Source organism: Xanthomonas sp. NCPPB 3583 (assembly GCF_041475715.2).
Taxonomy (GTDB): Bacteria; Pseudomonadota; Gammaproteobacteria; order Xanthomonadales; family Xanthomonadaceae; genus Xanthomonas; species Xanthomonas euvesicatoria.
In genome coordinates this window covers 1007682-1033845 of sequence record NZ_CM191263.1, presented here as the reverse complement: position 1 = coordinate 1033845, position 26164 = coordinate 1007682, and the positions used below count along the sequence as shown (strand labels likewise).

The 26164-nt window shown below is 65.4% G+C and carries 27 protein-coding genes, 1 other RNA gene and 1 pseudogene; 20 read left to right on the top strand and 9 right to left on the bottom strand.

The features are described from left to right. Positions 1 to 50: 50 nt before the first annotated feature. Both tal and ACCQ07_RS04525 read left to right on the top strand, forming a co-directional pair. Positions 51 to 1019 (top strand): transaldolase, encoded by a 969-nt coding sequence (gene tal, locus ACCQ07_RS04530; RefSeq protein WP_008576348.1) that lies wholly within the window; start codon positions 51 to 53, stop codon positions 1017 to 1019. 362 nt (positions 1020 to 1381) lie between these two features. Next, positions 1382 to 1951, top strand: a complete 570-nt coding sequence (locus ACCQ07_RS04525; RefSeq protein ID WP_008576347.1) for a type 1 glutamine amidotransferase family protein — start codon at positions 1382 to 1384, stop codon at positions 1949 to 1951. A gap of 415 nt (positions 1952 to 2366) precedes the next feature. On the opposite strand, the gene msrA is transcribed toward ACCQ07_RS04525, so the two are convergent. Together msrA and ACCQ07_RS04515 are read right to left on the bottom strand one after the other, a co-directional pair. Continuing rightward, a complete protein-coding gene (msrA, locus tag ACCQ07_RS04520; protein ID WP_011346502.1) occupies positions 2367 to 3017 on the bottom strand; it encodes a peptide-methionine (S)-S-oxide reductase MsrA in 651 nt (216 codons plus the stop codon). Positions 3018 to 3112: 95 nt separating this feature from the next. Next, positions 3113 to 3628: an SgcJ/EcaC family oxidoreductase gene (locus ACCQ07_RS04515; RefSeq protein ID WP_031421213.1), complete on the bottom strand. Its 516-nt coding sequence runs from the start codon at positions 3626 to 3628 to the stop codon at positions 3113 to 3115. A 124-nt stretch (positions 3629 to 3752) separates the two neighbouring features. Between ACCQ07_RS04515 and ACCQ07_RS04510 the strand changes: the two genes are divergently transcribed. From ACCQ07_RS04510 to ACCQ07_RS04500, 3 genes are read left to right on the top strand one after another with little or no spacing between them, the layout of a single operon-like run. Next, complete coding sequence (locus ACCQ07_RS04510) at positions 3753 to 4460, top strand: helix-turn-helix transcriptional regulator (protein WP_372363832.1); 708 nt, start codon at positions 3753 to 3755, stop codon at positions 4458 to 4460. Beyond that, entirely contained in the window at positions 4457 to 6367 is a 1911-nt protein-coding gene (locus ACCQ07_RS04505; protein WP_071118393.1) for an ATP-binding protein, read from the top strand. Before ACCQ07_RS04510 ends, ACCQ07_RS04505 begins: the two co-directional genes overlap by 4 nt. Continuing rightward, a complete protein-coding gene (locus ACCQ07_RS04500) occupies positions 6364 to 6828 on the top strand; it encodes a response regulator (protein WP_008572608.1) in 465 nt (154 codons plus the stop codon). The genes ACCQ07_RS04505 and ACCQ07_RS04500 overlap by 4 nt, the downstream gene beginning before the upstream one ends. 94 nt (positions 6829 to 6922) lie before the next feature. On the opposite strand, the gene ACCQ07_RS04495 is transcribed toward ACCQ07_RS04500, so the two are convergent. Both ACCQ07_RS04495 and ACCQ07_RS04490 read right to left on the bottom strand, forming a co-directional pair. Continuing rightward, on the bottom strand, positions 6923 to 7153 hold the full coding sequence (locus ACCQ07_RS04495) for a putative signal transducing protein (RefSeq protein WP_014089453.1): 231 nt from the start codon (positions 7151 to 7153) through the stop codon (positions 6923 to 6925). Position 7154: 1 nt separating this feature from the next. Then, positions 7155 to 7796 (bottom strand): glutathione S-transferase family protein, encoded by a 642-nt coding sequence (locus ACCQ07_RS04490; RefSeq protein WP_031421206.1) that lies wholly within the window; start codon positions 7794 to 7796, stop codon positions 7155 to 7157. A 416-nt stretch (positions 7797 to 8212) separates the two neighbouring features. Here ACCQ07_RS04490 and ACCQ07_RS04485 point away from each other — a divergent pair, with 416 nt between their 5' ends. From ACCQ07_RS04485 to ACCQ07_RS04470, 4 genes and pseudogenes are all read left to right on the top strand, one after another. Further along, positions 8213 to 9952 (top strand): glutamine--tRNA ligase/YqeY domain fusion protein, encoded by a 1740-nt coding sequence (locus tag ACCQ07_RS04485; protein ID WP_372363831.1) that lies wholly within the window; start codon positions 8213 to 8215, stop codon positions 9950 to 9952. A 123-nt stretch (positions 9953 to 10075) separates the two neighbouring features. Continuing rightward, a pseudogene (locus tag ACCQ07_RS04480) lies at positions 10076 to 10324 on the top strand (hypothetical protein). 11 nt (positions 10325 to 10335) lie between these two features. Further along, the gene (locus ACCQ07_RS04475) at positions 10336 to 11265 is read left to right on the top strand and encodes a DMT family transporter (RefSeq protein ID WP_014089450.1); all 930 of its coding nucleotides are present in this window, start codon (positions 10336 to 10338) and stop codon (positions 11263 to 11265) included. 103 nt (positions 11266 to 11368) lie between these two features. Continuing rightward, a complete protein-coding gene (locus ACCQ07_RS04470) occupies positions 11369 to 11578 on the top strand; it encodes a hypothetical protein (RefSeq protein WP_162012997.1) in 210 nt (69 codons plus the stop codon). Positions 11579 to 11591: 13 nt separating this feature from the next. Here the strand turns inward: ACCQ07_RS04470 and ACCQ07_RS04465 are convergent. After that, positions 11592 to 11666: non-coding RNA, sX9 sRNA (locus tag ACCQ07_RS04465), on the bottom strand. Positions 11667 to 11931: 265 nt separating this feature from the next. Between ACCQ07_RS04465 and ACCQ07_RS04460 the strand changes: the two genes are divergently transcribed. The 3 genes from ACCQ07_RS04460 to rlmM are packed head-to-tail and all read left to right on the top strand — an operon-like array spanning position 11932 to position 13955. Continuing rightward, positions 11932 to 12312: a hypothetical protein gene (locus ACCQ07_RS04460; protein WP_046932418.1), complete on the top strand. Its 381-nt coding sequence runs from the start codon at positions 11932 to 11934 to the stop codon at positions 12310 to 12312. Further along, a complete protein-coding gene (locus ACCQ07_RS04455) occupies positions 12312 to 12872 on the top strand; it encodes a nucleoside deaminase (protein WP_372165286.1) in 561 nt (186 codons plus the stop codon). The genes ACCQ07_RS04460 and ACCQ07_RS04455 overlap by 1 nt, the downstream gene beginning before the upstream one ends. A 39-nt stretch (positions 12873 to 12911) precedes the next feature. Then, on the top strand, positions 12912 to 13955 hold the full coding sequence (gene rlmM / locus ACCQ07_RS04450) for a 23S rRNA (cytidine(2498)-2'-O)-methyltransferase RlmM (RefSeq protein ID WP_008572601.1): 1044 nt from the start codon (positions 12912 to 12914) through the stop codon (positions 13953 to 13955). Positions 13956 to 14467: 512 nt separating this feature from the next. Here rlmM and ACCQ07_RS04445 read toward each other — a convergent pair. Next, positions 14468 to 15577: a Gfo/Idh/MocA family protein gene (locus ACCQ07_RS04445; RefSeq protein WP_011346492.1), complete on the bottom strand. Its 1110-nt coding sequence runs from the start codon at positions 15575 to 15577 to the stop codon at positions 14468 to 14470. Positions 15578 to 15700: 123 nt separating this feature from the next. Here ACCQ07_RS04445 and ACCQ07_RS04440 point away from each other — a divergent pair, with 123 nt between their 5' ends. The 7 genes from ACCQ07_RS04440 (at position 15701) to ACCQ07_RS04410 (ending at position 22726) form a co-directional block, all read left to right on the top strand. After that, positions 15701 to 16606 (top strand): SMP-30/gluconolactonase/LRE family protein, encoded by a 906-nt coding sequence (locus tag ACCQ07_RS04440; protein WP_008572599.1) that lies wholly within the window; start codon positions 15701 to 15703, stop codon positions 16604 to 16606. An 81-nt stretch (positions 16607 to 16687) separates the two neighbouring features. Further along, the gene (locus ACCQ07_RS04435) at positions 16688 to 17410 is read left to right on the top strand and encodes a hypothetical protein (RefSeq protein WP_014089445.1); all 723 of its coding nucleotides are present in this window, start codon (positions 16688 to 16690) and stop codon (positions 17408 to 17410) included. A 200-nt stretch (positions 17411 to 17610) separates the two neighbouring features. Next, positions 17611 to 18012 carry an EF-hand domain-containing protein gene (locus tag ACCQ07_RS04430; protein ID WP_031421198.1) on the top strand — a complete coding sequence of 134 codons (402 nt, stop codon included), beginning with the start codon at positions 17611 to 17613 and terminating at the stop codon, positions 18010 to 18012. A 129-nt stretch (positions 18013 to 18141) separates the two neighbouring features. After that, positions 18142 to 18615, top strand: a complete 474-nt coding sequence (locus ACCQ07_RS04425; protein WP_008572595.1) for a MarR family winged helix-turn-helix transcriptional regulator — start codon at positions 18142 to 18144, stop codon at positions 18613 to 18615. Positions 18616 to 18660: 45 nt separating this feature from the next. Beyond that, a complete protein-coding gene (locus tag ACCQ07_RS04420; protein ID WP_008572593.1) occupies positions 18661 to 19488 on the top strand; it encodes a p-hydroxycinnamoyl CoA hydratase/lyase in 828 nt (275 codons plus the stop codon). A gap of 83 nt (positions 19489 to 19571) precedes the next feature. Further along, positions 19572 to 21041 carry an aldehyde dehydrogenase gene (locus tag ACCQ07_RS04415; protein WP_372363830.1) on the top strand — a complete coding sequence of 490 codons (1470 nt, stop codon included), beginning with the start codon at positions 19572 to 19574 and terminating at the stop codon, positions 21039 to 21041. A 206-nt stretch (positions 21042 to 21247) separates the two neighbouring features. Continuing rightward, positions 21248 to 22726: an AMP-binding protein gene (locus tag ACCQ07_RS04410; RefSeq protein WP_008572590.1), complete on the top strand. Its 1479-nt coding sequence runs from the start codon at positions 21248 to 21250 to the stop codon at positions 22724 to 22726. A gap of 177 nt (positions 22727 to 22903) precedes the next feature. On the opposite strand, the gene ACCQ07_RS04405 is transcribed toward ACCQ07_RS04410, so the two are convergent. The 3 genes from ACCQ07_RS04405 to ACCQ07_RS04395 all read right to left on the bottom strand — a co-directional run bounded on the left by ACCQ07_RS04405 (position 22904) and on the right by ACCQ07_RS04395 (position 25238). Next, positions 22904 to 23905 (bottom strand): LysR substrate-binding domain-containing protein, encoded by a 1002-nt coding sequence (locus ACCQ07_RS04405; protein ID WP_008572588.1) that lies wholly within the window; start codon positions 23903 to 23905, stop codon positions 22904 to 22906. Between the two features lie 66 nt (positions 23906 to 23971). Beyond that, a complete protein-coding gene (locus ACCQ07_RS04400; protein ID WP_011346487.1) occupies positions 23972 to 24331 on the bottom strand; it encodes a protocatechuate 3,4-dioxygenase subunit alpha in 360 nt (119 codons plus the stop codon). Between the two features lie 10 nt (positions 24332 to 24341). Continuing rightward, positions 24342 to 25238 carry a gallate dioxygenase gene (locus ACCQ07_RS04395; RefSeq protein ID WP_011346486.1) on the bottom strand — a complete coding sequence of 299 codons (897 nt, stop codon included), beginning with the start codon at positions 25236 to 25238 and terminating at the stop codon, positions 24342 to 24344. 233 nt (positions 25239 to 25471) lie between these two features. Between ACCQ07_RS04395 and ACCQ07_RS04390 the strand changes: the two genes are divergently transcribed. Further along, entirely contained in the window at positions 25472 to 26146 is a 675-nt protein-coding gene (locus tag ACCQ07_RS04390; protein ID WP_372363829.1) for a GntR family transcriptional regulator, read from the top strand. The last annotated feature ends 18 nt before the right edge of the window (positions 26147 to 26164 follow it).

The window sequence follows — 26164 nt, the reverse complement described above, 5'->3', positions numbered from 1 at the left end:
GTAGCGCGCTGCGCCATCCCCGACCCGTTCCACGATTCGAGAGAACCCGCATGACTGCATCCCCCTCCAAGCTCGCCCAGCTGCGTGAACTGTCCGTTGTCGTTGCCGATACCGGCGACTACGACGCCATCAAGCGCCTGCAGCCGGTCGACTGCACCACCAATCCCACCCTGGTCAAAAAGGCATTGGATCTGCCGGTGTATGCCGACCTGATCGAACGCGAACTGGCCTGGGGCCGCGAACACGGTGGCGAAGACCGCACCAGCACCGTCAACGAAGTGGCCGACCGCCTCACCGTCGGCGTCGGCGTCAAGCTGGCCGAGCTGGTCCCGGGCCGTGTCTCCACCGAAGTCGATGCCGACCTGGCGTACGACACCCAGGCCACCATCGCCAAGGCGCGCAAGTTCGTTGCGATGTACGCCGAGCGCGGCGTGTCCAAGGACAAGATCCTGATCAAGATTGCAGCGACCTGGGAAGGCATCGAAGCCGCGCGCCAGCTGCAACGCGAAGGCATCGACTGCAACCTGACATTGATCTTCAACCGCGCGCAGGCGCTGGCATGTGCGGAAGCCGGCGTGTTCCTGATCTCGCCGTTCGTCGGCCGCATCCTGGACTACTACGTCGCCCAGGGGCAGACCCCGGCCAGCATCGACGAAGACCCGGGCGTGGTCTTCGTGCGCACCGTCTACAACGAGTTCAAGCAGCGCGGCTCGTCCACCGTGGTCATGGGCGCCTCGTTCCGCTCCACCGCGCAGATCGAAGCGTTGGCGGGGTGCGACCGCCTGACCATTTCGCCGGACCTGCTGGAAAAGCTCGACGCCGAGCACGGCGAATTGCCGCGCAAGCTCTCGCCGGCCAAGGCCGACAATGCCCAGTTCACCCCGATCGACAGCGACAGCTTCGCTTCGGGCCTGGCCGCCGACCCGATGGCCACCGAGAAGCTGGCCGGCGGTATCGACACGTTCGCCAAGGACTTGCACGCACTGCGCAAGACCATCGCCGACAAGCTCGCTGGCTAATCACACAGCGAGCCTGTTCTGCATACAACGCCTGCAGCTGCCTGGCTGCGGGCGTTGTCGTTTTTGAGTCTGGTTTAGAGATGTGCGGCCAAGCCGGTCTGCATCGCGATAACGGGTAAGGATGCGGGCAGCTCGTGGACGTGGACGTGGGCGTTGCCGCTTCCGCAGCCGGCATTGGCGGGGATCGAACAGCAGCCGCCTGTCAGCGCCCCTGCACGACAGACAGAAGACCGCGCGGCACAGTACAGCCATGCCTGCGCCGTGTACCGCTTGGACCAAACCCCCTGCTCTCCACATATCGCTTACACCCGCTGCACGCGCACTGCCTAGAATCCGGATTCACTCAACTGGCGTAACGGACAATGGCAAACATTGCAGTGGTGATGGTCGATGGCGTGGCCGATTGGGAAATCGGCGTGGTGCTGCCGGCAGCACGCGAATGGTTCGGCGACCAGGTCGCCATCGCCAGTATCGACGGGCAACCGCTGCAGTCCATCGGCGGGGTGCGCATCACGCCAGAATTCGCCCTCTCCGATCTGGCGCCACTGCAGGCCGATCTGTGGATCCTGCCCGGCAGCGAACGCTGGCAAGCCGGCGAAATTCCCGGGCTGAGCGGCTTGCTGGTCGAGCGCGTGCAGCAGCAGCGCCCGGTCGCGGCGATTTGCGGCGCCACCCTCGCCTTCGCCTATGCCGGCCTGCTCGATGAGCGCGCGCACACCAGCAACGCGTTGGCCTTCTTGCAGGAGCACGTGGTGCCGTACGCAGGCGCCGCGCACTATCGCCACGAAAAGGTCGTCAGCGCCGATGGCGTCATCACCGCACCTGGCACCAGCCCGGTGAATTTTGCATTGGCATGCATGCGGCAATTGCATCCGGAGCGCACCGATACGCTTGCCCAGTTGCGCGGCATGTTTGCCGGAGAATTCGTTTAATCCAACGGATTTGGGCCGGCATGGTTGATGCGCTGCATAGGCCTACCATTCCGATGCGCCAAACCGGTCGTTCGCGCACCCTGGCGCCTTGCTTCCAATGATGGCGCAACGAACGTCACGTGGGCTGCGCACCGGTTTTGACGCCGCGCGTGCCGCGGCAGCGCGCAACTGCCAATTCGCGGCACAACTCCACCGAGCCGGTTCGCCTGCAGACGCACCACGCCATCAGCGGCATGCCTGGCGAGAATGGCACTCAAAAAAGATGGCCGCGCCGTCTCCGACGCAGCCATTCAAGTTGCCTAGCACGCACTCCCATGCAGTGCCTGATCGTGATAACGCTGCCGGTCACTGTCGGCCATCGGCACGCTGCCACGATCATGTGGACGACAGCGTTTCAATCCGGCCCGCCTTTCCGTCAGGCATCCAGCCCGATCGGGCAGCTCACTCCCGTGCCGCCAAGCCCGCAATAACCATTGGGGTGCTTGGCCAGATATTGCTGATGATCGTCTTCGGCGTAATAGAACGTGGGCGCCGGGAAACGGATCTCCGTGGTGATTGCGCCGTACCCGGCTGCAGTCAGTTGTTGCTGATACGCATCGCGGCTGGCAAGCGCGGCGTCGTACTGCGCCTGCGTGGTGCAGTAAATCGCCGAACGGTATTGCGTGCCGACATCGTTACCCTGCTGCATGCCCTGGGTGGGGTCGTGGCTTTCCCAGAAGGTGCGCAGCAATTGTGCGAACGACACCGCTTGTTCGTCGAACACCACCAGCACCGCTTCGGTGTGGCCGGTCTGCCCTGAACACACTTCCGAGTAGGTCGCGTTCGGCGTCTGCCCGCCGGCGTAACCCACCGCTGTGGTGTAGACCCCTGGCACGTTCCAGAACTTGCGTTCCGCGCCCCAGAAACAGCCGAGCCCGAATTGCACCTGGGCCAGACCGATGAACTCTCCGCGCAACGGATGGCCGTTGACCAGGTGCGTGTTATGCAGCGGCAGCGCTTGCTCGCGCCCGGGTAGTGCCTCGCCCGGGCGTGGCATACGTTGTTTGAAGGCGCCGATTCCCAGCATGGTGCAACTCCGCAATCGTGAGGATTGCCTGCTGGATGGCGCCGGCCAGAGCCACTTTCAAGCCTGCCCGGCCAGCGCCTGTCGCCCGCGCCGCATTACTTCGCCTTGGCAACCGCCGCGCGCGTGTCCACTTCCGGCATCGCCGAGCTGTGGTGGTTGATGATCAACCACTTGCCGTCGCGCTTTTCGTACACGAAGGTGTAGCGGGCCTGCACGTTGCTCTTGTTGCCGTGCTTGTCGGTCAGCGTGAAGGTGTACACCCCGGCATCCACGGCGCTGTCGTCGTCGAGCACGCGCACGGTGCGGTAATTGACCACGCCCTGCGGCTTCTTGGTCAGGAACATCTCGAAGTAGTTTTCGATCTGCTCGCGCGAGGCGCGCACTTCGTTGGAGACCGTCGGCAGCAGCACGCCGTCCGGTGCGTAGAGGTCCGCCACCTTGTGCGGGTTGCCCGTGGCCAACGCCGCATTCCAGGTGTCGAACAGCGCAGCGACTTCGCGTTCCTCGCCGCCGGCCGGCAGCTTGGCCTTGTCGGTGTAATGCATCACGCCGCCAGCCAGCGCCGGGGTGGCAGCCAGAGCCAGAACCAGAGAGAAGAGGGTGCGACGCATGGGAAATCTCCGTGTGATTGATGGGGGTGCCTCAGCGGGCAGGGCCAGTATCGAAATCAAGCAGCCCCAACAATTCTGCCGGGTGGCATATACTCAAATATGCTGATCGGCCTAGAGCGAGCCTATGGAAACTCCCACCAATGCTGGCGATTGGCGCCTAGCCTTGCGCCGCGAGGCCTCCGATAGCGCGCGTTGGCAGGCGCTGTGGGAAGCTGCCGTTGCACTGCGCCAGGTGCACAGCCCCGAGCAGGCCTGCGATGCGGTCCTTGGCCGGGTGCTGCTGCTGCTGGGCCTGGAACACGGCGCAGTACTGGCGCAGCGCGGCCCGCGCGCGCAAGTGTTGGCCAGCCGCGGCCGTGCATTGCCGCCCGGTGCCAGCGCCGCCGGCGACGGCCAGGAAGCGGCCTGGTTGATGCCACCGCGCCCGTCCGACATCCGCGAAGCCAGGGTGCCGATCCACGCGCTGGGCACCACGCACGGCATGGTCTGCGTGGCCTGGAGCGAAGGCCGCCCGGCCCCCGGCAATGACGACGTGCAGGCGCTGCAGGCGTTCGCGCTGCTGCTGCCGGCGATGGTGGCGGAGCCGGCCAAACCGATTGCCACGCGGCGGCGCAAACCGCTGCAGGACGACCGTCTGGGCGCGCTGAGCAAGCGCGAAAAACAGGTGTTGTCGTTGCTTCCGCGCGGACTCACCAACGCGACCCTCGCAGCTGAACTGGGGATTTCTCCCGGCACGGTGAAAGTGCACGTGGAGCGAATCCTGCAGAAACTTGAGGTAAAAGATCGCACCCAGGCCGCGGTGTACGCGGTCCAATCCGGACTTGCGCTATGAATGCATTGGCGGTGCGTTGGAACGATTGGCCGATTACCCGCAAAAGCCTGGCGGTGGTCACCCTGCCGCTGCTGTTGCTGGCCGTTGCGTTGATGGCGATCTACAGCGTGGAACGGCAGAACATCGCCGCCGAAAACGACGTGCGGCAGACCCTGGAAGTGCTCAGCGATCTGTATGAAGCGCACGCACTGTTGGCCGAAACCGCGGCCGGCGTGCGCGGATATCGTCTGGTGCGGCGCGATGAATTCCTGACCCCGTATCGCGATGCCGAGCCGCGGCTGCAGCGCGTGGCCGACCGCCTTTCGCAACGCATCACCGATCCCAGCCAAGCGCGGCGCTTTGCGCGCATCAAGCCGCTTTTTGCGGAAAAAATGCAGGGTTGGCGCCGATTGCTGGCACCGGATCTGAGCCGCGAAGAAGAGATCCGGCAACTGTGGGATGGCAAGTACAAACTCGACATCCTGCGTGCGGAACTGCGCGAGTTGCGCAATTACGAAACCGCGCAGTTGCAGGTACGTACCGCCAAGGCGCAGGGGCTGCGCCAACGCAATCTCATCATCACCTTGAGCGCGGCGATGCTGGGCGGGCTGGGCGCGGTATTTGCGGTGGCATGGTTCGCCTCGGCATTGTCCGGGCGCCTGCGCACCCTGGCCGCCAACGCCGACCGGCTGGGCGAAGGCCTGCCGCTGGCACCGCAACCGCGTGCCGGCGACGAACTGGGCCAGGTCGGCCAGCGTCTGGCGCAAGCCAGCGAATTGTTGGCCGCACGCGCAGCCGAAGCGCAACTGGCGCGGCGCGAGGCCGAAACCGCCAACCGCGCAAAAACCGAATTTCTCTCGCGCAGCAGCCATGAACTGCGGACTCCGCTCAATGCGATCCTGGGCTATGCGCAGGTGCTGGAAATGGATCTGCCCGAGCCGGGTCATCGGCGGCATCTGCAGCACATTCTGGGTGCCGGCAGGCACTTGCTCGGGTTGATCACCGAGCTGCTGGACATCGCGCGTATCGAAGCCGATCAACTTGATCTGAGTCCGGAGCCGGTCTCGGTACGCGCGGCCGTGCACGAAGCCCTGGGACTGATCGCGCCGGATGCCGACAAGCATGGCATTGCACTGCAACCGGCATCCATCGACGGACCCTGGACGGTGCGCGCCGATGCGCAGCGGCTGCGCCAGGTGCTGCTCAATCTGCTGTCGAACGCGGTCAAGTTCAATCGTACTGGCGGGCAGGTGCAGGTGAGCGCGCAGGCCGATGGCGAACAGGTGCGTATCACCGTGGCCGACCAGGGCGCGGGGCTGACCCCGGCGCAGATCGAACGCCTGTTTACGCCGTTCGAGCGGTTGGGCGCCGAGCGCTCTGCGGTGGAAGGAACGGGGCTAGGGTTGGCGCTGAGCAAGCGCTTGATCGAGGCGATGGGTGGACAGATCGGCGTGGACAGCAGCAGCGAGGGCGCGCGGTTCTGGATTTCGCTGCCGCAGGGCGAGCATCAGCACAGTGAACCGGCGCGGCCGCTGGTACCGCCAAGCAGTGCCGGCAGCGGCGTGTGCCGGCTGTTGAGCATCGAAGACAATCCATCCAATCAGGCGTTGATCCGCACGCTCACCGAGCGTCGCCCGCAGTGGCAGCTGCTCGAGGCGGCCAGCCTGGCGCAGGCGCGTGCGCTATTGCAGCACGGCGCGCCGGATCTGATCCTGCTGGACCTGCACCTAAGCGATGGCAACGGCGAAGAGCTGTTGCGCGAATTGCAGGCGCAGCCGGCGCTGGCGGCCATCCCGGTGGTGGTGATCAGTGCCGATGCCACCACCGCCACACTGGCGCGCGTGGGCAATCAAGGCGTGCGCGCCTATCTGACCAAGCCGCTCGACGTGGCGGAATTCTTCACCGTGATCGACGGGTTGCTGGCATGACACGCGACGAAATTCTCGGTTCCCGCATCCTCATCGTCGACGACGAGCCGGCCAACGTGCGGTTGCTCGAAGACCTGCTGCAACGCGAAGGTTTCCAGCAAGTGATCGCCACCACCGATCCGCTACGGGTCATGGGCCTGGTCTCGGCATTTGCCCCGGACCTGATCCTGCTGGATCTGAAGATGCCCGAGTTGGACGGCTACGCGCTGCTGGAACAGCTGGCGCGGCTGTCAGACCCTGGCCGGTTCCTGCCCGTGATCGTGCTCACCGCCGACCCCAGCCGCAGCGCGCGCCACCGCGCCCTGGGCCTGGGCGCCAAGGACTTTTTGACCAAGCCGCTGGATACCTTCGAAGTCGCACTGCGGGTCTGGAACGTGGCCGAAACCACCGTGTTGTTCAAGCGTCTGCGCGCATTGGCCGCGCCGGATGCAGCGCCGCCGGGGTGGCGTCAGCAGGAATGACGCGCATACATCGCAGGAGCGCACCTGGGCGCGACGTGGCGTTTATCGGCAGAGCCTCGTCGCGCCCGGGTGCGCTCCTACGACTGGCGCTGCGCTACAGCGCCCGCGTGACCTGCCCGCACAAGCCGATCTCCGCCAGCACCGCCTGGGCCTGAGTCAAATGCATATCTGCCACGCAGACCTGCAGCACGCCGAAGGCGGGCAGCTCGCCGGCACCGCCCAGCAGCGATTCACCGAAGACAAACGCGGTGATGCCGGCATCTTCCAGCGCGTGCTTGGCCAGATGCGCATCGATGAGGTGACTGGCGCGGTAGGCGATCTGCATCTCAGCTGCGCTCTGCACGTTCGCGCTGCGCGCCATTGCGCCAGTCGCGTAGCGCCGGCAATGCATCCAGCGCCGCCACATAATCTCCGGCCGCTTCAAACAGCGGCACGCCGTAGCTGGAAAAACGCAGCGCCACCGGCGCATACATCGCATCGACAATGCCGAACTGCCCGCACAGGAACTGCCCGGCATGGCCGTGCTCGGCGCGCAGGCTGGCCCACAGCGCCTGAATGCGCGTGATGTCGCGCTCGGCCGCGGCATCCCACTGGGCAGGGCCCGGCGCGCGGGCCAAATTCATCGGCAATTGGCTGCGCAAGGCCGCAAAGCCCGAATGCATCTCTGCCGCGGCCGCGCGCGCCTGTGCACGCACGGCCAGGTCGGCCGGCCAGCCGCGGCCGTCCAACCAGCGCTCGTTGATGTATTCGCAGATCGCCAGCGAATCCCACACATGCAGGGCGTCGTCCCACAGCACCGGCACCTGGCGGGTCGGCGAATACCCGGCAATGCGCGCCTGGAATTCGGGCGTCGCCAGCGGCAGCGCGACTTCCTCGAACGGCACCCTGAAGTGTCGCAACAGCAGCCACGGCCGCAACGACCAGGAAGACAAGGTCTTGTCGCCGATCACCAGACGGGGCAGTGGCATGGGCAGGAGCGCTCCAACGGGGTCGGCGCAGCGTACGCGTCGCGGCCGATACCCGCCAGCCATGCCCGGCCGCAGGCACGCCTGGTCCTGCAGCACGCGCGCAAGGCAGCGCGTGCGGGCCAATAACGTGAAAAGGCCAAGCGCGAGGTGAGAGGGGGCCTTGCGCCGTGGTTGCTGCGCAATGGGCACGCCGACCGCGCCTGCTCGCCAGGTCCGTCAGCGCCGCCTGGCGTGCCGTGGGTTGCATCGTGAAGCCGGCGACGACAGATCCGCACATCGCCGGCACCGCCTGCAGGGGCTATCCGGGACCCAACCCCGCGCAAACCAACGCCCGGAAGCCGCCCCGCCGCGCCCCGCGCCTACCCCTAACCGGTGCCACCGCCTAAACTTGCGGTTTACCCATTGCTGATGCGCGCATGTCCGAGACCCTAGCCACCGACGCCACCGCCCCGGCGGAGAAGAAAGACTTCATCCGCCAGATCGTCCGCGAGGATCTGGCCAGCGGCAAGCACACGGTCATCCGCACCCGCTTCCCGCCCGAGCCCAACGGCTACCTGCATATTGGCCATGCCAAGGCGATCTGCCTGGATTTCGGCCTGGCGGCCGAGTTCGGCGGGCTGTGCAACCTGCGCCTGGACGATACCAACCCGGCCAAGGAAGACCCCGAGTTCGTGGTGGCCATCCAGGACGACGTGCGCTGGCTGGGCTATGAGTGGGCACAACTGCGCCACGCCTCGGATTATTTCCAGGTGTATTACCTGGCCGCGCAGAAGCTGATTCGCGATGGCCATGCGTTCGTGTGCGACCTGTCCGCAGAACAGGTGCGGCAATACCGTGGCACGCTGACCGAGCCCGGCCGCAATTCGCCGTTCCGCGAGCGCAGCGTCGAAGAAAACCTGGAGCTGTTCGCGCGCATGCGTGCCGGCGAATTCCCCGACGGCGCGCGCACGCTGCGCGCCAAGATCGACATGGCCAGCGGCAACATCAACCTGCGCGACCCGGCGCTGTACCGCATCAAGCATGTGGAGCACCAGAACACCGGCAATGCGTGGCCGATCTACCCCATGTACGACTTCGCGCATTCGCTCGGCGATGCAGTCGAAGGCATCACCCATTCGCTGTGCACGCTGGAATTTGAAGACCACCGCCCGCTGTACGACTGGTGCGTGGACAAGGTGGACCTGGCCGGTCACCCGGAACTGCTGCAGCCGCTGCTGGACAAGGGCTTACCGCGCGAAGCGGCCAAGCCGCGTCAGATCGAGTTTTCGCGCCTCAACATCAACTACACGGTGATGAGCAAGCGCAAGCTCACCGCGCTGGTGGAAGAGCAGCTGGTGGACGGTTGGGACGACCCGCGCATGTACACGCTGCAGGGCCTGCGCCGGCGTGGCTATACGCCGGCGGCGATGCGGTTGTTCGTGGACCGCGTGGGCATCAGCAAGCAGAACTCGCTGATCGATTTCTCGGTGCTGGAAGGTTGCCTGCGCGAGGATCTGGACGCCGCGGCGCCGCGCCGCATGGCAGTGATCGACCCGCTCAAGCTGGTGCTGACCAACCTGCCGGAAGGCCATACCGAAACGCTGCAGTTTTCCAACCACCCCAAGGACGAGAGCTTCGGCACACGCGAAGTACCGTTTGCGCGCGAGCTGTGGATCGAACGCGAGGATTTTGCCGAGGTTCCGCCCAAGAGCTGGAAGCGCCTGGTGCCGGGCGGCGAAATCCGCTTGCGCGGCGCAGGCATTGCGCGCGTGGACGAGGTGATCAAGAACGCTGACGGCGAGATCGTCGAACTGCGCGGCTGGCTCGATCCGGAATCGCGTCCGGGCATGGAAGGCGCCAACCGCAAGGTCAAGGGCACCATCCACTGGGTCAGCGCCGTACACGCGGTGGAAGCGGAAATCCGCCTGTACGACCGCCTGTTTTCGGTGGAAAAGCCCGACGACGAATCCGAAGGCAAGACCTACCGCGATTATCTGAACCCCGAGTCCAAGCGCAACGTGCGCGGCTACGTGGAGCCGAGCGCTGCGATGGCTGCGCCGGAGCAGGCGTTCCAGTTCGAACGCAGCGGTTACTTCGTTGCCGACCGTCGCGACCATAGCGCGGCCACGCCGGTCTTCAATCGCAGCGTGACCTTGCGCGATACCTGGGCCAAGTAACCACGCAGGACAGACAGCGGCGCTGTTGCAAGGCGGGCGTCGCTGCTCCCTAGGTTGGGCGGCGGCTGCACGGCTGCAGAGGCCGCACCTGCGTCGTCACGCACCCTTTCGGCCGCAACGCCGATGCGCAGCAAGCGGCTGCCACGCCGTGGACCGCTTCAGGCCATCACGATCGTGGCGGTGGCGCATGCGCTGCGATGGCATCCCATTGATTTGCGCAGCGCCATCGCACGCACGCGGCGCCATGCGTGTGACCGACGACATCACAGAAGCTGGAACAGCGCACTGATGCAGCGTGCGGCGTTGCATCCGTCTGCAGGGCCCGCCTTGATCAACGCCCTGCCGCACGGCACGCTGCAATGCATGCCCTGAGGAACAGCACGATGCGTGAACGCTTGATGGTGGGTGTCGCCTGCGGAATCGGTGCGGGCGCGCTGTGGGGGCTGGTGTTTCTGGCGCCGCAATTGCTGGGCGCTTTTACGCCGCTGCAATTGGCGGTGGCGCGGTATCTCTCGTATGGCGCCGTGGCGACCTTGCTACTGGCGCCACGCGCGCGGCAGACCGCTGCCCGGCTGGGCGCTGCCGAATGGTGGGCGTTGGTGCGCTTGAGCCTGATGGGAAACCTGATGTATTACGTGCTGCTTGGCAGCGCCGTGCAGTGGGCAGGCAGCGCGGCAACGGCGTTGATCATCGGGCTGTTGCCGGTGGTGGTCACCGTGATCGGGACGCGTGCCGCCGGTGCGGTGCAATTGCGACGTCTGGCCGCGCCCTGCGTTTTGTGCGTGATCGGCGTGACATTGGTGGCAGTGGATACCGTGCAGGACGACTCCGGCCAGCAGGCAAGCGATCGCCTGACCCGGATCGCCGGCCTGCTGTGCGCGGCGGGTGCGCTGGTGTCGTGGTCGGCCTATTCGATCGCAAATGCACGCTGGTTGCGGCGGCGCCCGGATCTGTCCGGCGGCGACTGGTCGCTGCTGACCGGCGTGGTCACCGGCGCACTGGCGTTGTTGCTGGCGCCGGCGGCCCTGATCGGCAGTGCCGCGCATGCACCGCTCGAGTGGGCCAGTTTCTGGGGCGTGTCGCTGTTGCTGGGCATCCTGGCCTCGATCATCGGCAATGCGCTGTGGAATCGTGCCAGCCGCGTGCTACCGCTGACCCTGGTCGGGCAGATGATCGTATTCGAGACGGTGTTTGCGCTGCTGTACGGCTTCGCCTGGGAAATGCGCCTGCCCACGCCATTGGAGTTGGCCGCCATCGCCTGCCTGCTGGTCGGCGTGCTGTGGTGCGCAGCACTGCATGCGGAAGCGAAATGACCCCGGTACCTGATGCACGCAGCGGCCTAGATTGCAGGCTGTATCAGCCAGCGATGCCGCCATGTGCCTCCCGCAACCATGCTTACGCCCACCTGCAAATACCTTGCGCGGCGCGGTGTTTTCGCTGTCGATCGGCCTGGCGGCCTGCTCGCCGCAGCCGCCCGTCTCCAACGCGGCGACTCCGGCCGAGGTGTTCTGTACGCTGCTTCCGGGTCGGCCGGATGACGATCTGCCCAGCGATCGCCGCGACGAAAGCATGCAGCAACTGGACCTTGCCACGCGCTGCCACCGGTCACTGCGCAGACGGCGTTGACTTCACCAAGAGCAGCTGACAACACCTAGCGGGCAGTCGTCAGGCGGATACGACGGCGCGGAGCAACCGGAGTGGACGCGTGGTACATGCCGATTCCGGGCAGCGGCCGCGCCCGCCCGGCGGCTGCACAGTCGTTTCGTTAGCTGCTCCAAGGCTGCAGGCGTGTTTCGGTCACACGCGACGCCGTCGCCAGCGTCATCAGCCACAACGCGCGCACGATCTGGCTTGCGGAATTTTCTAGCTGATCCTGCGCGTGCCACATTCCGCGCACCCGGGGCTTACCATGGCCGCTCACCTATCCTGATCGGAGCGGCTGCATGTCCCGTCTTTTGTCCCGGTGTCTGAGCACGCTGTTGCTGCTGGCCTGTCTTGGGTCGATTGGCTGCGTGGCCGCACCACCGACCGATACCGCCACGCCACCTCCGGCGACCGGCTCGACACGCGGCCCGGCAGCCGGCAAAGCGGTGGTCGTCACCACCACTTGCCGCACCGATGCCGATTGCACGGTGAAGAACGTCGGCAACTGTTGCGGTGCGTTTCCGGCCTGCGTCAACGTCAACAGCGCCACCGACCCCAACGGCGTACTGGCGCAATGCCAGGCTGGCGGCATGATGAGCGTGTGCGGCTTCCGCGAGATCAGCGCCTGCCAGTGCGTGGCCGGTCAATGTGCCGCAAAGGACGCGCAGGCCGATACACTGCGCCCCGCCACTCCCCCTACAGAAACGGTCCACTGATGCTTTACGCGCACATCCACCTCACCCTGCCCGACTGGATCCACGCGCATGTCGACGACAGCCGCGCCTATCCCAGCGATGAGGACAAGGTGGCCCTGGTGATCGAGCTGTCGCGGATGAATGTGCGCGAACGCAGCGGCGGCCCGTTCGGCGCGGTGGTGTTCGGCCCGGACCATCGCATCATCGCCGCCGCAGTGAACCGCGTGGTGCCGCAGACCACCTCGCTGGCGCATGCCGAAAACATGGCCTACATGCTGGCGCAACAGCGCCTGCAGACGCCACGCTTGAACGATGTGCTGTCGCCGGTGACGCTGGCCACCTCCGCGCAGCCGTGCTGCCAGTGCTACGGCGCGACCGTATGGGCCGGCATCGACCGCCTGCTGATCGGCGCGCGCGCCGACGACGTGATGGCGCTGACGCAATTCGACGAAGGCCCGTTGCCGGCCGACTGGGTGGGTGAACTGAGCCGCCGCGGCATCGAGGTGGTGCGCGACGTACTGCGCGACCAGGCGTGTGCAGTGCTGCGCAACTATGGCGAGGGCGGCGGTGACCATTACTGATGTTGCCGGCGCAGCGGGCGCCCTCCTGCAGGTGCAGCGATGAGCGGCCTGCTGTGTTATTGCCGGCAGGGTTTCGAACCTGAGCTTGCCGCAGAACTGAGCGCGCGCGCTGCATTCGTCGGCATCGCCGGGTATGCGCGCACCCAACGCAACGACGGCTATGTGCTGTTCGTCTGCGACGAGGCTGCGCAACTTGCAGCAAAACTGCAGTGGCGCGAGTTGATCTTCGCCCGGCAAAAGCTGGTAGTGATTGCCGAGCTGAAAGGTATCGACCCCAAGGACCGCATCACGCCGATCCTGGCCGCGTTGGACGGGCAGCAGCGGTTTGGCGATCTGTGGGTGGAACACCCGGATTCGGACGCTGGCAAGCCGCTTGCAGGCCTGGCGCGCAGCTTCGGCAATGCACTGCGACCGGCCCTGCGCAAGGCCGGCCTGCTCACCGACAAGCCGCAGCCGCGCCAACCGCGGTTGCACGTCTGTTTTCTCGACGGCGACCACGCCTTGCTGGCGGTGGCCGACAACGCCGACAGCGCGCCGTGGCCGCTGGGCATTCCACGCCTGAAATTGCTGCCGGAAGCGCCTTCGCGCTCTGCCCTCAAGCTCGACGAGGCCCTGCTGACGCTGCTCACGCCCGAAGAACGCGACGCACTGGTCAAGCCGGGCATGCGCGCGGCCGATCTGGGCGCTGCGCCCGGCGGCTGGACCTGGGTACTGACGCGGCAGCACGTGCACGTCACCAGCGTGGACAACGGCCCGCTGCGCGAGCATGTGCTGGAGACCGGGCTGGTGGAGCACCTGCGCGCCGACGGCTTCCACTGGAAGCCCGCGCAGCCGCTGGACTGGATGGTCTGCGACATGGTGGAGCAACCGCGCCGCGTGGCCGAACGCATGGCCACCTGGGTGCGCGAAGGCTGGTGCCGCAACACCATCTTCAACCTCAAGCTGCCGATGAAAAAGCGCTGGGACGAGACACGCCTGTGCCTGGACCTGTTCGAGCAACAGGCAGAAAAATCATTGATCGTGCGCGCCAAGCAGCTGTATCACGATCGCGAGGAGATCACGGTACTGGCGATGCGGGAGTGAGGCTGGGATTCGGGATTTGGGATTCGGGAATCGGGAATCGGGAATCGGGAATCGTAAAAGCGGTTGGCCGGTTCGGCTGTATATGCTGTCGTCGATTCCTTCGACCACCGCGCGACGTTCACGGAGCGTTTTGAATCATTCCTGCACAGCGATGCTCTGAGCGTTTGAAGCGCGCCTGAGGCGTGCAACGGGAATCCTCGTGATGGTTGGTCCCGTGCCTTGTAGTAGAAATTGCTTCCCGACTGGCGCGACTCGCTTTTGCGAAATTGACGCTTGCTCTTCTCACTGAATCAACATTTCTGCGGCCGCTGGTTGCCGCTGGTGTGCTGCTTGCAGCTGTCGGCCATTGATTGCGGGCGTGACGCACCGCGGCCGGTTGGTCGGTTGGCCGCTTGCTCGCTCCATAGTCAGGATGTGTGTTGGCCGCTGTGTGCTGCCATGCCTGGCGGCCCTGGGCCGCTGCTTGCTATTGCGGTGGCCCCGGCGGCACTTGGCCGCCGGAACCAGCTCATTTACAGCACGATGCGCTTGCTGCCCTCGCGCGCCGAGCGGTAGATCGCATCGACGATGCGGATGTCGCGCAGGCCTTCTTCGCCCGGCGCACGTAATGGCGTGCCGTTCATGATGGCCAGCGCGTCTTCGTCCATCTGCAGCGCTTGCTGATGCGGCACCTTGGCGTCGAACACGCGGCCATCGCTGGCCTTGCCGGTCACGCCCTGGTAGCTCTGGAACGGCGACAACTCGTACCAACCGCGCTCGCATTCGGCGCGCAGCACATTCATGTTCTTGCCGAAGCTGGTCTTGCACTCGGCGCGCACCGCATTGGGAAACTCCAGGGTGAAGTCCATGTGCTCGTCGACTTCATCGAACAGATCGGGTCGGTCGGTCCAGCGCTTGGCCGTTACTGCCAGCGGCTCGGTGCCCACGGTGTAACGCGCGGCATTGAGCGGATACACGCCCATGTCGTACATCGCGCCGCCACCGAACTGCGAGCGCAACCGCCACGGGCGGTCGGCCTTGGCGGTGCCTTGATAGCCGTTGTACCCGGCCTCGGCACGCACGCGTTGCATCGCGCCGAACGGTTTTTCGCTGGCCATCGCAATCACGCGCCGCGTGTTGGGCTCATGCTGCATGCGGTAGCCGATCGTCAGCGCCACCTTGTTGCGTTTGCAGGCAGCAATCATGGCCTCGCATTCACCGGCGTGCATCGCCATCGGCTTCTCGCACCACACATGCTTGCCCGCGGCAGCCGCACGCAGGGTCAGTGGCGCATGCAGATGCGTTGGCGTGACGATGTACACCACATCGATGTCGTCGTTGTCGGCGATACGATCGAAGTTCTCGTAGTTGTAGACATTGCGGTCGGCGATGCCGTACTTGGACTGCCACTGCGGAATCTTCGACGGCGTGCCGGTGACGATCCCGGCAAGCTTGCAATGCTTGGTCAGCGCCAGGCCGGGCGCGAGCTGTTCGCTGGCATAACTACCCAACCCGACCAACGCGACATTGAGCGGTTTTCCGGGCTTTTTCTTCGGCACTGCCCACGTCGGTGCAGCCAGCAGGATGCCTGCACCGCCAAAGGCGGCAAGCAAGCGGCGACGTGTGATCGATTCCACGGACATGCAAACCTCCTTCGCGAGTGTGGGCGTACTGCTCGCGCACCTTACTTGATCGGGTGTGATCACCGCCATGGTCGCGCTGCACGTTCTGGCACACTGCTGGCGATCACATCCGGAGCATTGCGCATGACCGTCGTTGCCCATCTTCGCTATCTGCCGCTGGCGCTCCTGTTGTCCAGTTCGCTCGCCAGCGCTGCCGACACTCCCTTCGTTGCGCGCGATCTGATCGGCGATGGCGCATTCACACACAATGCCGAAGGCCCGGCGACCGGTCCGGATGGCGCGCTGTACGCGGTGAACCTGGGCAAGGACGGCACCATCGCGCGCATCGCGCTGCAGGCCGACGGCGGCGCACGTGCCGAGGTGTTCGTCACCTTGCCCGAGGGAAGCACCGGCAATGGCATCCGCTTTCGCGACGGCACCATGTATGTCGCCGATTACACCGGCCACAAGATCCTGCAGGTCAACATGCAGACGCGTGCGGTCAGCACGTTCGCGGCATTGCCCGAGGCAGATGGCCCCAACGATCTGGCGCTGGCGCCCGATGGCAGCTTCTACGCCAGCGACCCGAACTGGAAGGACAATGGCGGGCGCTTGTGGCACATCGGCCGCGACGGCGCGGTGCGGCTGCTGGAGGCAGGGATGACCACGCCCAACGGCCTGGATGTCAGCCCCGACGGCAAACAGCTGTATGTCAATGAAAGCATGTCGCGCAAGGTGTGGGCCTACGACCGTGGCAGCGACGGCAGCCTGCGCAACAAACGGCTGCTGATCAGCTTCCCCGATTTCGGCATGGACGGCATGCGCTGCGATGCCGACGGCAATCTGTACATCGCCCGCTACGATGCCGGGCAGATTGCAGTGGTGTCGCCGCAGGGCAAGCTGCTGCGCACGGTTGCATTGAAGGGGCGCAAGGCCAGCAACGTGGCCTTCGGCGGCGCCGATGGCAAGCAGGTGTTCGTCACCTTGCAGGACCGCGGCGCAGTTGAAACGTTCAGGTCCGATCGTCGCGGGCGCGAAACCGGACACTGAAACTGGCGTGTGCGTCGCATTGGTTCTCAGGCCGCGCAACAGCGTCCTGGCATGCTGCAGGTCACCTGTGGAGGACTCCCCATGCAACCGATCGAATTGAAGGACGCGGCCGCCTTCGGCAGCGAATTTCTGCGCCTGACCCTGTTGCAGGGGTTCCAGTCGCTGACCAAGCGTGACCTGGAATTGTTGATCTTCGTGCTGCTCGAACGCGATGGCGCCATCTCGCGCAACAGCTCCAACGCTGCGGTCGCATTGCAGTTGCGGGTGACTTCGGCCAAGGTCAAGGCGCTGCGGCGCGATGGCTATGCGCGTTGGCGCTCGCTGGTGCCCGAAGAGGGCGACGCCGCGATGCAGCGCATCGTTGCCAACGTGCTCACCGAAGACAATCTGCGCTCGGGTGCAAAACATGTCAGCGAACGCAGCCGCAAGGAAGGCTTTTTGGCGGTGCGCATCGAACATCCCGACGACGCGCAACAGTTCGAGCAAGCCATTCTCGATGTCGGTGCGCTGCCGGTGTACGAACGCAACCGCGAAGTGGTCGCGGTGCGCTTCGACACGCTGCTGAAAATCGCCGAGCGCTGGGGCTACCTGCAACCGGATCCGCACGCCACTGTGCGCGCATTGCAGAAGCTCACGCCCACCGCAGAAGAGGTGTCGGATCTGCTCAAGAAGGACATTGCGCAGTTGCGCTGGGACGACGTGCGCCGCGCACTCAACAGCCTGGGTGCCAAGGCGGTGACAAGCACGGCGGAGGGCGGCCTGAAGGGACTACTGAAGATCGTCTTCCCCTTCATTCCCGGCTGAGTGGCGCCAACCAGAGCACTGCGCGATGCAATGCGCAGTGCTCGCTCAGGGCAACGATGCAGCAGCGCGACAAGACCCGTTCGCCGCCTCTGACAATTCAACAGCGTATCCCCGTCGCCAAGCGGCGCGCCACCGTCACGCACAGCGCAAAAGGCCGCCAGGCTCTATGCTTGTGGGCTGTTCCGCATCAGGGGGATCTGATGACCAACCGCAGTCTTGCCACACTCGTCTCAACGCTGTCGCTATTGCTCTGCACTGCCGCACAGGCGCAGCAGGCGCCCACGCCGGCCAGCAGCATGCCGCTGATCGACGTGCCCAGTGCCATCCGCACCCAGCCGCTGTCCAGTGGCGAGGTCACCCATCAAACCGAACTGGAGCGCCCGCGCGGCGAATCCAGCGTGATCGTGCGTTCGATCCAGCCCAATAGCGTGGTCGGCAGCTACCGCATCGATTTTGAAGCCATGGATACCGATGGCGATGGCCGCATCAGCCGTGCAGAGGCGCAGGCCAACCCTGCCCTGGCCGATGAATTCGACGCGCTCGACACCCGTCACAGCGGTTACCTGACCCGCGAACAGCTCGCTGGCTGGCTGATCCGCTGATCGTCTTACGGCAGGCGCGGCTGTACTACGCAACCGCGCACTGTGCTTCGCATCACGCCATCGCCCCCTCTTGCAGGGCCCGCTTCGGTCGGCTAGATTGTATTTAACGGATACAATCTGGACGGACCGATGACTGCTCGCCTTTCACTTGCCGCCGATCTTGGCTACCAGCTGCAACTCGCCGCCCTGGCCTCCAGCCACGCCGCGCGCCAGGAATTGGCCGAGCTACAGCTCACCCCGGCGCGCGTGACCGCGTTGATCCACATCCGCGATCAACCCGGCTGCGACCAGACCGAGCTGGGCAACCGTCTGCTGGTCAACCGCGCCGCCGGCATGAAGATCGCCAATGCGCTGGCCGAGCAAGGCCTGATCGAACGCCTTGCTGGCCGCGATCGTCGCAGCAAGGGCCTGTACCTCACCGACTCGGGCGAGCGCACGCTGCTGGTTGCGCAGGGCTGCCTGGCGCGCGCGGGCGAACGCACCTGCACCGGCCTGCAGGCCAGCGAACAACAGACCCTGCTGCGGCTGCTCTGCAAGTTGAACGCCAGCGCTGCACTGGAGCGCGCCGCCGCGCCAGACACCGCGTTGGCCGAAGCACTCTGAGCCCATCAACACACCAGCACTCTCACGACTCGAAGGAGACGCCGCTTGAACGAGCATGACGTGGTATCGGTTCGCATCGAAAACCGCATCGCCTGGGTGAAGTTCGCGCGCCCCGACAAGCGCAACGCGATGAGCCCGGCGCTCAACCGCCGCATGATGGACGTGCTGGACGAGCTGGAGTTCGACGACAACGTCGGCGTGCTGGTGCTCGGCGGCGAAGGCACCGCCTGGTCGGCGGGCATGGACCTGAAGGAATATTTCCGCGAAACCGAAGCGCAGGGCCTGCGTGGCGTGCGGCGCTCGCAGCGCGAATCGTATGGCTGGTTCCGTCGCCTGCGCTGGTATCAGAAGCCGACCATCGCCATGGTCAACGGCTGGTGTTTCGGCGGCGGCTTCGGCCCGCTGTTTGCCTGCGACCTGGCGATTGCCGCCGATGAGGCGCAGTTTGGCCTGTCGGAAATCAACTGGGGCATCCTGCCCGGCGGTGGCGTCACCAAGGTCGCGGTGGAACTGCTGTCGATGCGCGATGCGATGTGGATGACGCTGACCGGCGAAATGGTGGATGGCAAGAAGGCTGCCGAATGGCGCCTGGTCAACGAAAGCGTGCCGTTGGAACGCCTGGAGGCACGCACCCGCGAAGTGGCCGAACTGTTGCTGCGCAAGAACCCGGTCGCGCTCAAGTACGCCAAGGATGCGGTGCGCCGCGTCGGCACCATGACCTACGACGAAGCCGAAGATTACCTGGTACGCATGCAGGAAGCGGCCAACTCGTTCGACAACAACGCCCGCAAGGAAGGCATCCGTCAGTTCATCGACGAGAAGAGCTACAAGCCCGGCCTGGGCGAGTACGACCTCAGCAAACACCGAGCGTAAGCGCGTCCTACGGCGTCCGAAGCGGTGCGCGTTGTGCGTGCATCGCTGGCGCTGCCAGTGGTTTTCTGCACCGAGGAGGGAGTATGGAAGCCTTATTCGAAACGCTGCGCGGCATCGCCGCGCGAGGTCCCCTGGGTCTGTTCATCGACGGGCAATGGCGCGCAAGCACCGGCGATCGCTCGGTCGATGTGATCGCGCCGCATACCGAAGAACGGCTGCTGCGCTACACCGAACCCTCGCACGCAGATACCGAAGCGGCCATCGCAGCTGCACGCCGCGCCTTCGACCACGGCCCCTGGCCGCAGCTCTCCCCGCAAGCGCGCAGCGTGGCACTCAAGCGGGTGGCCGACCACTTGCGTGCACGCATGCCGGAGTTGGCCGAAGCATGGACGGGCCAGGTCGGCGCGACCCTTGGCTTCAGCAAGCGCGCCTCGCAGCAGGCGCCGGATTTATTCGACTACTACGCCGACCTGATTGCCACCCACGCATTCGTCGAACCACGTGTGCGCCCCAACGGTGGCCGCGTGCATGTGGTGCAGGAGCCGGTCGGCGTGGTCGCCGCGATCACGCCCTGGAACGCGCCGCTGGTATTGCTGTGCTACAAGGTCGCCGCCGCGCTGGCTGCCGGCTGCACGGTGGTGGCCAAGCCCTCGCCGGAAACGCCGATCGATGCCTATATCCTGGCCGAGTGCATCAGCGCCGCCGGCGTGCCCGATGGCGTGTTCAACCTGCTCCCCGCCGGCCGCGAGGTGGGCGAGCAATTGATCCGCCACCCGCACGTGGACAAGGTCAGCTTCACCGGCTCCACCCAGGCCGGCCGCTCGATCGGCATCGCCTGCGCCGAGCGCCTGGCACGGGTTGGGCTGGAGCTGGGCGGCAAATCGGCAGCAATCGTGCTGGAGGACGCCGACATCTCCAAGGTGCTGCCCACCCTGGTGCCCTACTCCATGCCGATCGCCGGACAGGTGTGCTTCTCGTTGACGCGCGTCCTGGTGCCGGCGCAGCGCCGCGAAGAAGTCCTGCAGGCATATTGCGCGGCACTGAGCGCAGTGAAGCTGGGCGACCCGTTTGCGGCAGACACCGGGATGGGCCCGTTGGCCCTGGGCCGCCAGCTCGAACGTGTGCAGTCCTACATCGCCAAAGGCAAGGCGCAGGGCGCACGCCTGGCCATGGGGGGAGGCCGCCCGGCACACCTGTCGCGCGGCTTCTTCGTCGAACCGACGGTGTTTGCCGAGGTGACGCCGGACATGACCATTGCGCGCGAGGAAATCTTCGGACCGGTGGTGAGCTTCATCGACTACCACGACGAAGCCGACCTCATCGCCAAGGCCAATGCCAGCGACTACGGTCTGCACGGCACCATCTACAGCGAAGACGCCGAACGCGCCTATCGCATCGCGCGCCGCGTGCGCAGCGGCAGTCATGCGATCAACGGCATGTGGGTCGATATCAGCATGCCGTTTGGTGGCTTCAAGCATTCGGGTATCGGCCGCGAAGGCGGTATCGAAGGTCTGCATGCCTTCCTCGAAACCAAAACCCTCTACCTGAGCTAGCGCACAGTCGAAACAACGCGCGCCTGCGTGCGGACTGGCATGCACACATCGCCAACCGATAGCGCATTGCGTGCCTGCTATGCGCAGGCGCACGCGTGGGCTGCATCCGCCACGTGCGCATCACGTTCTCCGGGACGTCTAAACCTTTCGCACGCAGCACTCGCACTCACACCCAGTCACTTCCCACTCTTCCAGAAGACCGCGCCATGGCCATGCCGACCGACTCGATCGCCTTCCACGCCCGTCTCTCGCCGCAACAGTTTGCCGCACGCGACCTAGTGCTGGGCCTGAAATGGACCTATGCCGAACTGGACGCCTTGGTGGGCCGCCTGGCGGCCTTGTTGCGCCGGCGTGGCTGCGTCGATGGAGAGCGGCTCGCCGTGCTGGCGCGCAATTCGGTGTGGCAGGTGGCCTTGCACTTTGCCTGCGGGCGGGTCGGCGCGATCTATGTACCGCTCAACTGGCGGTTGAGCGCGAGCGAGCTCGATGCGCTGCTGCAACGCGCAGAGCCACGCGTATTGCTGGGCGACGATGTCGCTGCCGGTCGCACGGACATGGAAGCCTTGGCAGGCTTTATCGCGAGCGCCGATGCACTGGAGCCTGCCGACACGCCATCGATTCCGCCGGATCGTGTCAGCCTGATCCTGTTTACCTCCGGCACCTCGGGTCAGCCCAAGGGCGTGATGCTCAGCGAGCAGAACCTGCAGCATGCCGCGCATAACTTCGGCGTCACCACACGCGTGGACGCACGCAGCAGCTTTCTGTGCGAAGCACCGATGTTCCACATCATCGGCCTGGTCACCAATGTGCGCTCGGCGCTGGCGGTGGGCGGTTCGATCCAGGTCTCCAATGGCTTCGATCCCAAACGCTCGTTGGGCTGGCTTGCCGATCCATCGCTGGGAATCACGCATTACGTCGGCGTGCCGCAGATGATGCAGGCATTTCGCAATCAGCCCGGCTTCGATGCGGCAGCGCTGCGCCATCTCACCGCATTGGTCAGCGGCGGCGCGCCGCACGCCAGCGACGATCTGCTTGGCTGGCTGGACGATGGCATCCCCATGGTCTGCGGCTTCGGCATGAGCGAAGCCGGCACGGTGTTCGGCATGTCGGTGGACTGCGATGTGATCCGCAACAAGCTGGGTGCGGCCGGCATCGCAACGCCATCGGTGCAGACGCGCGTGGTCGACGACCACGGCAACGACTGCCCGGCGGGCGTTCCCGGTGAATTGCTCTTGCGCGGTCCCAACCTCAGCCCCGGTTACTGGCGCGACCCGCAGGCGAGCGCGGACGTGCTCGATGGGCAGGGCTGGTTCCGTACCGGCGATATCGTGCAGCGCGATGCCGACGGCTTCTTCTGGGTCGTCGACCGCAAGAAGGACATGTTCATTTCCGGCGGCGAGAACGTGTACCCGGCAGAGATCGAAGCGTTGCTCGCAGACCATCCGGACATCCGCGAGTGCGCAGTGGTCGGCCTGGCCGACCCGCAGTGGGGCGAGGTGGGCTATCTGGCGATCGTGCCGGCCGCTGCGGCGCCGGACCTGGAGGAGATCCGCACCTATCTGACCGCACGGCTGGCCAAGTACAAGGTGCCCAAGCATCTGCGGTTGGTGGATGCCTTGCCGCGCACGGCGACCGGCAAATTACAAAAAGCGCGCTTGAAGGACACCTTGGCCAGTGACACCTGAGGTGCCGTCGCATCGGGCGCGCATGCGCACCGCCAACTGCAACGGGCAGCCTGGGCTGCCCGTTGCTGTGGCGCGGCGCACGACCCGCCGTGTGCAGCCGCGCGCGACAACCCGTTGAGCGTTGATGCAGCTCAGCAGGAATCGCGAAGCGCCACGCGTTGCGCCGGCCTCACGCGATCACGCAGAGGCATCCAGCAACACATCGTCTTCGCCAACACGGTCGTCCACCCACACCGCGCCCTGTTCGGCCATGAGGGCCAGCTGGTGCTCCAGCTCGCGCATCAGCAAGCGCACGCCCGGCTTGTGGATTGCGGCGCCATCGCGATAGATCACCCCGCCTGCGCGCGCCTGCGAGGGCTGCTGCAGCTGGAAGGCACGCAACTCGCCGCGTGCGATGTCGCCGGCCACCATCATGCTCGGCATCACCGCAATGCTGTCGGTGCCGAGCAGGATTTCGCGCGTGAAACTGGCCGAGCTGGAACGCAACTGATCGCGCGTTGCAAGACCGTGCTCGCGCATGACCTGCGCCACGTCGCGTTCGACATGCTGGCTCAGGGTCGGCAGCACCTGCCGGTACGCGACCGCCTCGGCAACGCGCACCGGCCCGTTGGCGAACAGCGGGTGGTCGCTGCGCGCCACCAGCGCAATCGGATCCTGGTACAACACCTTGCGAATCAGTGCGTCGTAGCGGGCCAGCGGATACAACCGCCCGACCACCAGATCGATCTCGTTACCGGCCAGCTTGGGCAACAGTTCATCGGTGCGGCCGTGCAGCAGGCGCACCCGCAGCGTGGGCTCGGTGCGATACAGCGCGGCCAGCACCGCCGGCAGCAGACCGCTGGCCGCCACCGGCAAGGCACCCACGGTGATCGTGAGCGCATCGTCCTGCAGCAGCCCTTCGAAGGTGTCCTGCGCACGTCGCAGCTGCCCCAGCACCACATGCGCCGTCTGCACTAGCACCTCGCCCATCGCGTTGGGGCGAACGCCGCGCGAATGCCGCTCGAACAGCGGCGCACCGACGATCTCTTCGATCTCCTGCAAAGCGCGCGTGAGCGCAGGCTGGGTGACATTCAAGACGCGTGAGGCGCGCAACAGGCTTTTCTGTCGGTCCAGCGCCTCGATGACACGCAGGTGCCGCACCTTGATGCGGTGTTCGAAGAACACGGAGGACATGGTCATTGGGGGAGACCTTGGGTTGGGAAGTCGGGTAACGCGACGATGCGGCGCACAGCCGATACGCCCGGCTCAGCGCGCATGGGGCACACGCCGCGTCTGCATGAAGTCTTCGAACGATTCGCCGCGCATGATGGCGTAGACCTGCAGATTGGTCATGCGCACCACGCGCGCAAATTTTTCGATGACGAAGAAGTTGGCGCCGTACTGCACTAGGCCCAGCCAGTCGCGTGCACGGATCAGCGCCTTCTCCTGCTCGGTGAGTTCGGCTTCCTGCATCAATGCTTCTGCATCCTGCAAGAAACGATCGCGCCACGGGGCGCGGATCATGTGCCAGAAAAAGCGGTTCAGGCGCAGCGCGCGATTGCTGGTGCGCAGATCGAACAGGTACGTGCCGCCGATCTGCTCCATGCCATGGGTTTGCGGATTCATCAGCACCTCCTCAGGCCGCAGCGGCAGTGCGCGCAAGCAGCTCGGCCGAACGCGGCGCGCCGGCCGCTTCTTCGCCCGGCTCGTACAGCACCACGGTCATCGCCGTGGTGGTCATCAGGTAGTAGTTCTGATGCAGCTTGCGGATCGGCCCATCTAGCGCGCCGCGCATCGCCAGCCACATGATCTGCTCCACGCTCTCCGCACCGCCCAGGCGCACGTAATCGGTGTGGGTGAGATCGGTGAGTGTCTCGGGCGCATGCTGGAACCGGTCCAGAAATTCCATGTCCCATTCGGTGTTGTTGAAGCCCGTGCGCTCGCCATGGATCTGGTGCGATAGCCCACCGGTGCCCACCACCACCACCCGAAGATCTTCCGGATACGATTCGATCGCGCGGCGCACTGCCTGGCCCAGGCGATAGCAGCGCCGCGCCGTCGGCAGCGGGTACTGCAGCACGTTGATGGCGATCGGCACCACCGTGCCCGGCCAGTCCGGCACATGCGGCCACAGCAGCGGCAGCGGCGCTGCGCAGCCGTGGTCGATCGGCTTGTCCTGGAACACGGTCAGGTCGAATTCGTCATTGACCAGGCATTCGGCGATATGCGCCTGCAACTGCACGTCGCCGCGGATCGGCGGCAGCTCGCGCAGCCCCGCGCCTTCGTCGGCAACCGGAAAGCGTTCGCCCACGCCCAGCGCGAAGGTGGGATACAGATCGAAGAAGAACGTCGTGCAGTGGTCGTTGTAGAAGAACACCAGCACGTCGGCCCGTTGCTCGGCCAGCCACGCGGCCACTGGCGTGTAGCCGTCGAACAACGGTTTCCATACCGGGTCCTGCTGCTTGCCCTTGTCGTAGGCCACCCCGATGGTGGGAACGTGCGAGGTCCCGATACCGCCGATGATGCTTGCCATGTTGTGCTCCTGCGACGCGGGCCGGGCCCGGTCGGGGCAGGCGCGCATCAGTGGGTGATTGGGATCTGCAACGCAATGGATCCCAACAAAGGACGACCAACGACTTCGGATCGCCAAAACGGTATCCTTGGGATCCAAATTGCCATCAAGCGATCTCATCCGCAAGGTTTTTATACACGTAAGTGCGAGTTTTCCCTGTCGAAGGAACGTGCGCTGCGGTATGGCGCGAGAGAATGGAGCCAATGGCGAACAACCACCGATTGCAAGCGATCCAGCAGCTACGCGAATTGATCCTGTGCGGCACCTTCGCGCCGGGCGAGCGCCTCACCGAGGCGGCACTGGCCGAGCGCCTGGCGCTTTCGCGCACGCCGATCCGCCAGGCCCTGCCGGCGTTGTGCCAGGAAGGCCTGCTGGTGCAGGCAGGCAACCGTGGTTACGCCGTGCGGCGCTTCAGCCAGCAGGAAAGCCTGGATGCACTGGCGGTGCGCGCAGTGATGGAAGGCATGGCCGCGCGCACCGTCGCCGAACGGGGCGCCCCCGCCGAGTTGCTCGCCACCTTGTACGCCTGCCTGGGCGAAGGCGACCGCATCCTGGCCAGCCGCAATCTCCGTGCCGACGACGAGCAGGCATATGGCGCAATGAATGCCCGTTTCCATCGCGCCATCGTGGAGGCGGCCAACAAGCCGATCCTGACCGAAACGGTGGAGCGCTGCACCTTGGTGCCGTTCGTCAGCCCGGTCAACGTCGTGCTCGGCCAACGCACTGCCGCGCTTGCCTACGACGATCTGTTTTACGGACACAGGCAACACGGCGCGATCGTCTCGGCCATCGAGCAGCGCGATGGCGCACGCGCGGAATTGCTGTTCCGCGAACACGCCAACACGCAACGGCACAGCATGGGACTGTGAGACGAGCGCTTTGCTCGT

Excerpts from the sequence above, each read along its gene's own strand:
- ACCQ07_RS04525 (WP_008576347.1), top strand. The coding sequence starts at position 1,382 with ATGGCAAACATTGCAGTGGTGATGGTCGATGGCGTGGCCGATTGGGAA.
- tal (WP_008576348.1), top strand. The coding sequence starts at position 51 with ATGACTGCATCCCCCTCCAAGCTCGCCCAGCTGCGTGAACTGTCCGTT.
- ACCQ07_RS04430 (WP_031421198.1), top strand. The coding sequence starts at position 17,611 with ATGACCAACCGCAGTCTTGCCACACTCGTCTCAACGCTGTCGCTATTG.
- ACCQ07_RS04415 (WP_372363830.1), top strand. The coding sequence starts at position 19,572 with ATGGAAGCCTTATTCGAAACGCTGCGCGGCATCGCCGCGCGAGGTCCC.
- ACCQ07_RS04440 (WP_008572599.1), top strand. The coding sequence starts at position 15,701 with ATGACCGTCGTTGCCCATCTTCGCTATCTGCCGCTGGCGCTCCTGTTG.
- ACCQ07_RS04390 (WP_372363829.1), top strand. The coding sequence starts at position 25,472 with ATGGAGCCAATGGCGAACAACCACCGATTGCAAGCGATCCAGCAGCTA.
- ACCQ07_RS04495 (WP_014089453.1), bottom strand. The coding sequence starts at position 7,153 with ATGCAGATCGCCTACCGCGCCAGTCACCTCATCGATGCGCATCTGGCC.
- ACCQ07_RS04425 (WP_008572595.1), top strand. The coding sequence starts at position 18,142 with ATGACTGCTCGCCTTTCACTTGCCGCCGATCTTGGCTACCAGCTGCAA.
- ACCQ07_RS04515 (WP_031421213.1), bottom strand. The coding sequence starts at position 3,628 with ATGCGTCGCACCCTCTTCTCTCTGGTTCTGGCTCTGGCTGCCACCCCG.
- ACCQ07_RS04510 (WP_372363832.1), top strand. The coding sequence starts at position 3,753 with ATGGAAACTCCCACCAATGCTGGCGATTGGCGCCTAGCCTTGCGCCGC.
- ACCQ07_RS04445 (WP_011346492.1), bottom strand. The coding sequence starts at position 15,577 with ATGTCCGTGGAATCGATCACACGTCGCCGCTTGCTTGCCGCCTTTGGC.
- ACCQ07_RS04400 (WP_011346487.1), bottom strand. The coding sequence starts at position 24,331 with ATGAATCCGCAAACCCATGGCATGGAGCAGATCGGCGGCACGTACCTG.
- ACCQ07_RS04410 (WP_008572590.1), top strand. The coding sequence starts at position 21,248 with ATGGCCATGCCGACCGACTCGATCGCCTTCCACGCCCGTCTCTCGCCG.
- ACCQ07_RS04405 (WP_008572588.1), bottom strand. The coding sequence starts at position 23,905 with ATGACCATGTCCTCCGTGTTCTTCGAACACCGCATCAAGGTGCGGCAC.
- rlmM (WP_008572601.1), top strand. The coding sequence starts at position 12,912 with ATGAGCGGCCTGCTGTGTTATTGCCGGCAGGGTTTCGAACCTGAGCTT.
- ACCQ07_RS04500 (WP_008572608.1), top strand. The coding sequence starts at position 6,364 with ATGACACGCGACGAAATTCTCGGTTCCCGCATCCTCATCGTCGACGAC.
- msrA (WP_011346502.1), bottom strand. The coding sequence starts at position 3,017 with ATGCTGGGAATCGGCGCCTTCAAACAACGTATGCCACGCCCGGGCGAG.
- ACCQ07_RS04455 (WP_372165286.1), top strand. The coding sequence starts at position 12,312 with ATGCTTTACGCGCACATCCACCTCACCCTGCCCGACTGGATCCACGCG.
- ACCQ07_RS04475 (WP_014089450.1), top strand. The coding sequence starts at position 10,336 with ATGCGTGAACGCTTGATGGTGGGTGTCGCCTGCGGAATCGGTGCGGGC.
- ACCQ07_RS04395 (WP_011346486.1), bottom strand. The coding sequence starts at position 25,238 with ATGGCAAGCATCATCGGCGGTATCGGGACCTCGCACGTTCCCACCATC.
- ACCQ07_RS04435 (WP_014089445.1), top strand. The coding sequence starts at position 16,688 with ATGCAACCGATCGAATTGAAGGACGCGGCCGCCTTCGGCAGCGAATTT.
- ACCQ07_RS04485 (WP_372363831.1), top strand. The coding sequence starts at position 8,213 with ATGTCCGAGACCCTAGCCACCGACGCCACCGCCCCGGCGGAGAAGAAA.
- ACCQ07_RS04490 (WP_031421206.1), bottom strand. The coding sequence starts at position 7,796 with ATGCCACTGCCCCGTCTGGTGATCGGCGACAAGACCTTGTCTTCCTGG.
- ACCQ07_RS04505 (WP_071118393.1), top strand. The coding sequence starts at position 4,457 with ATGAATGCATTGGCGGTGCGTTGGAACGATTGGCCGATTACCCGCAAA.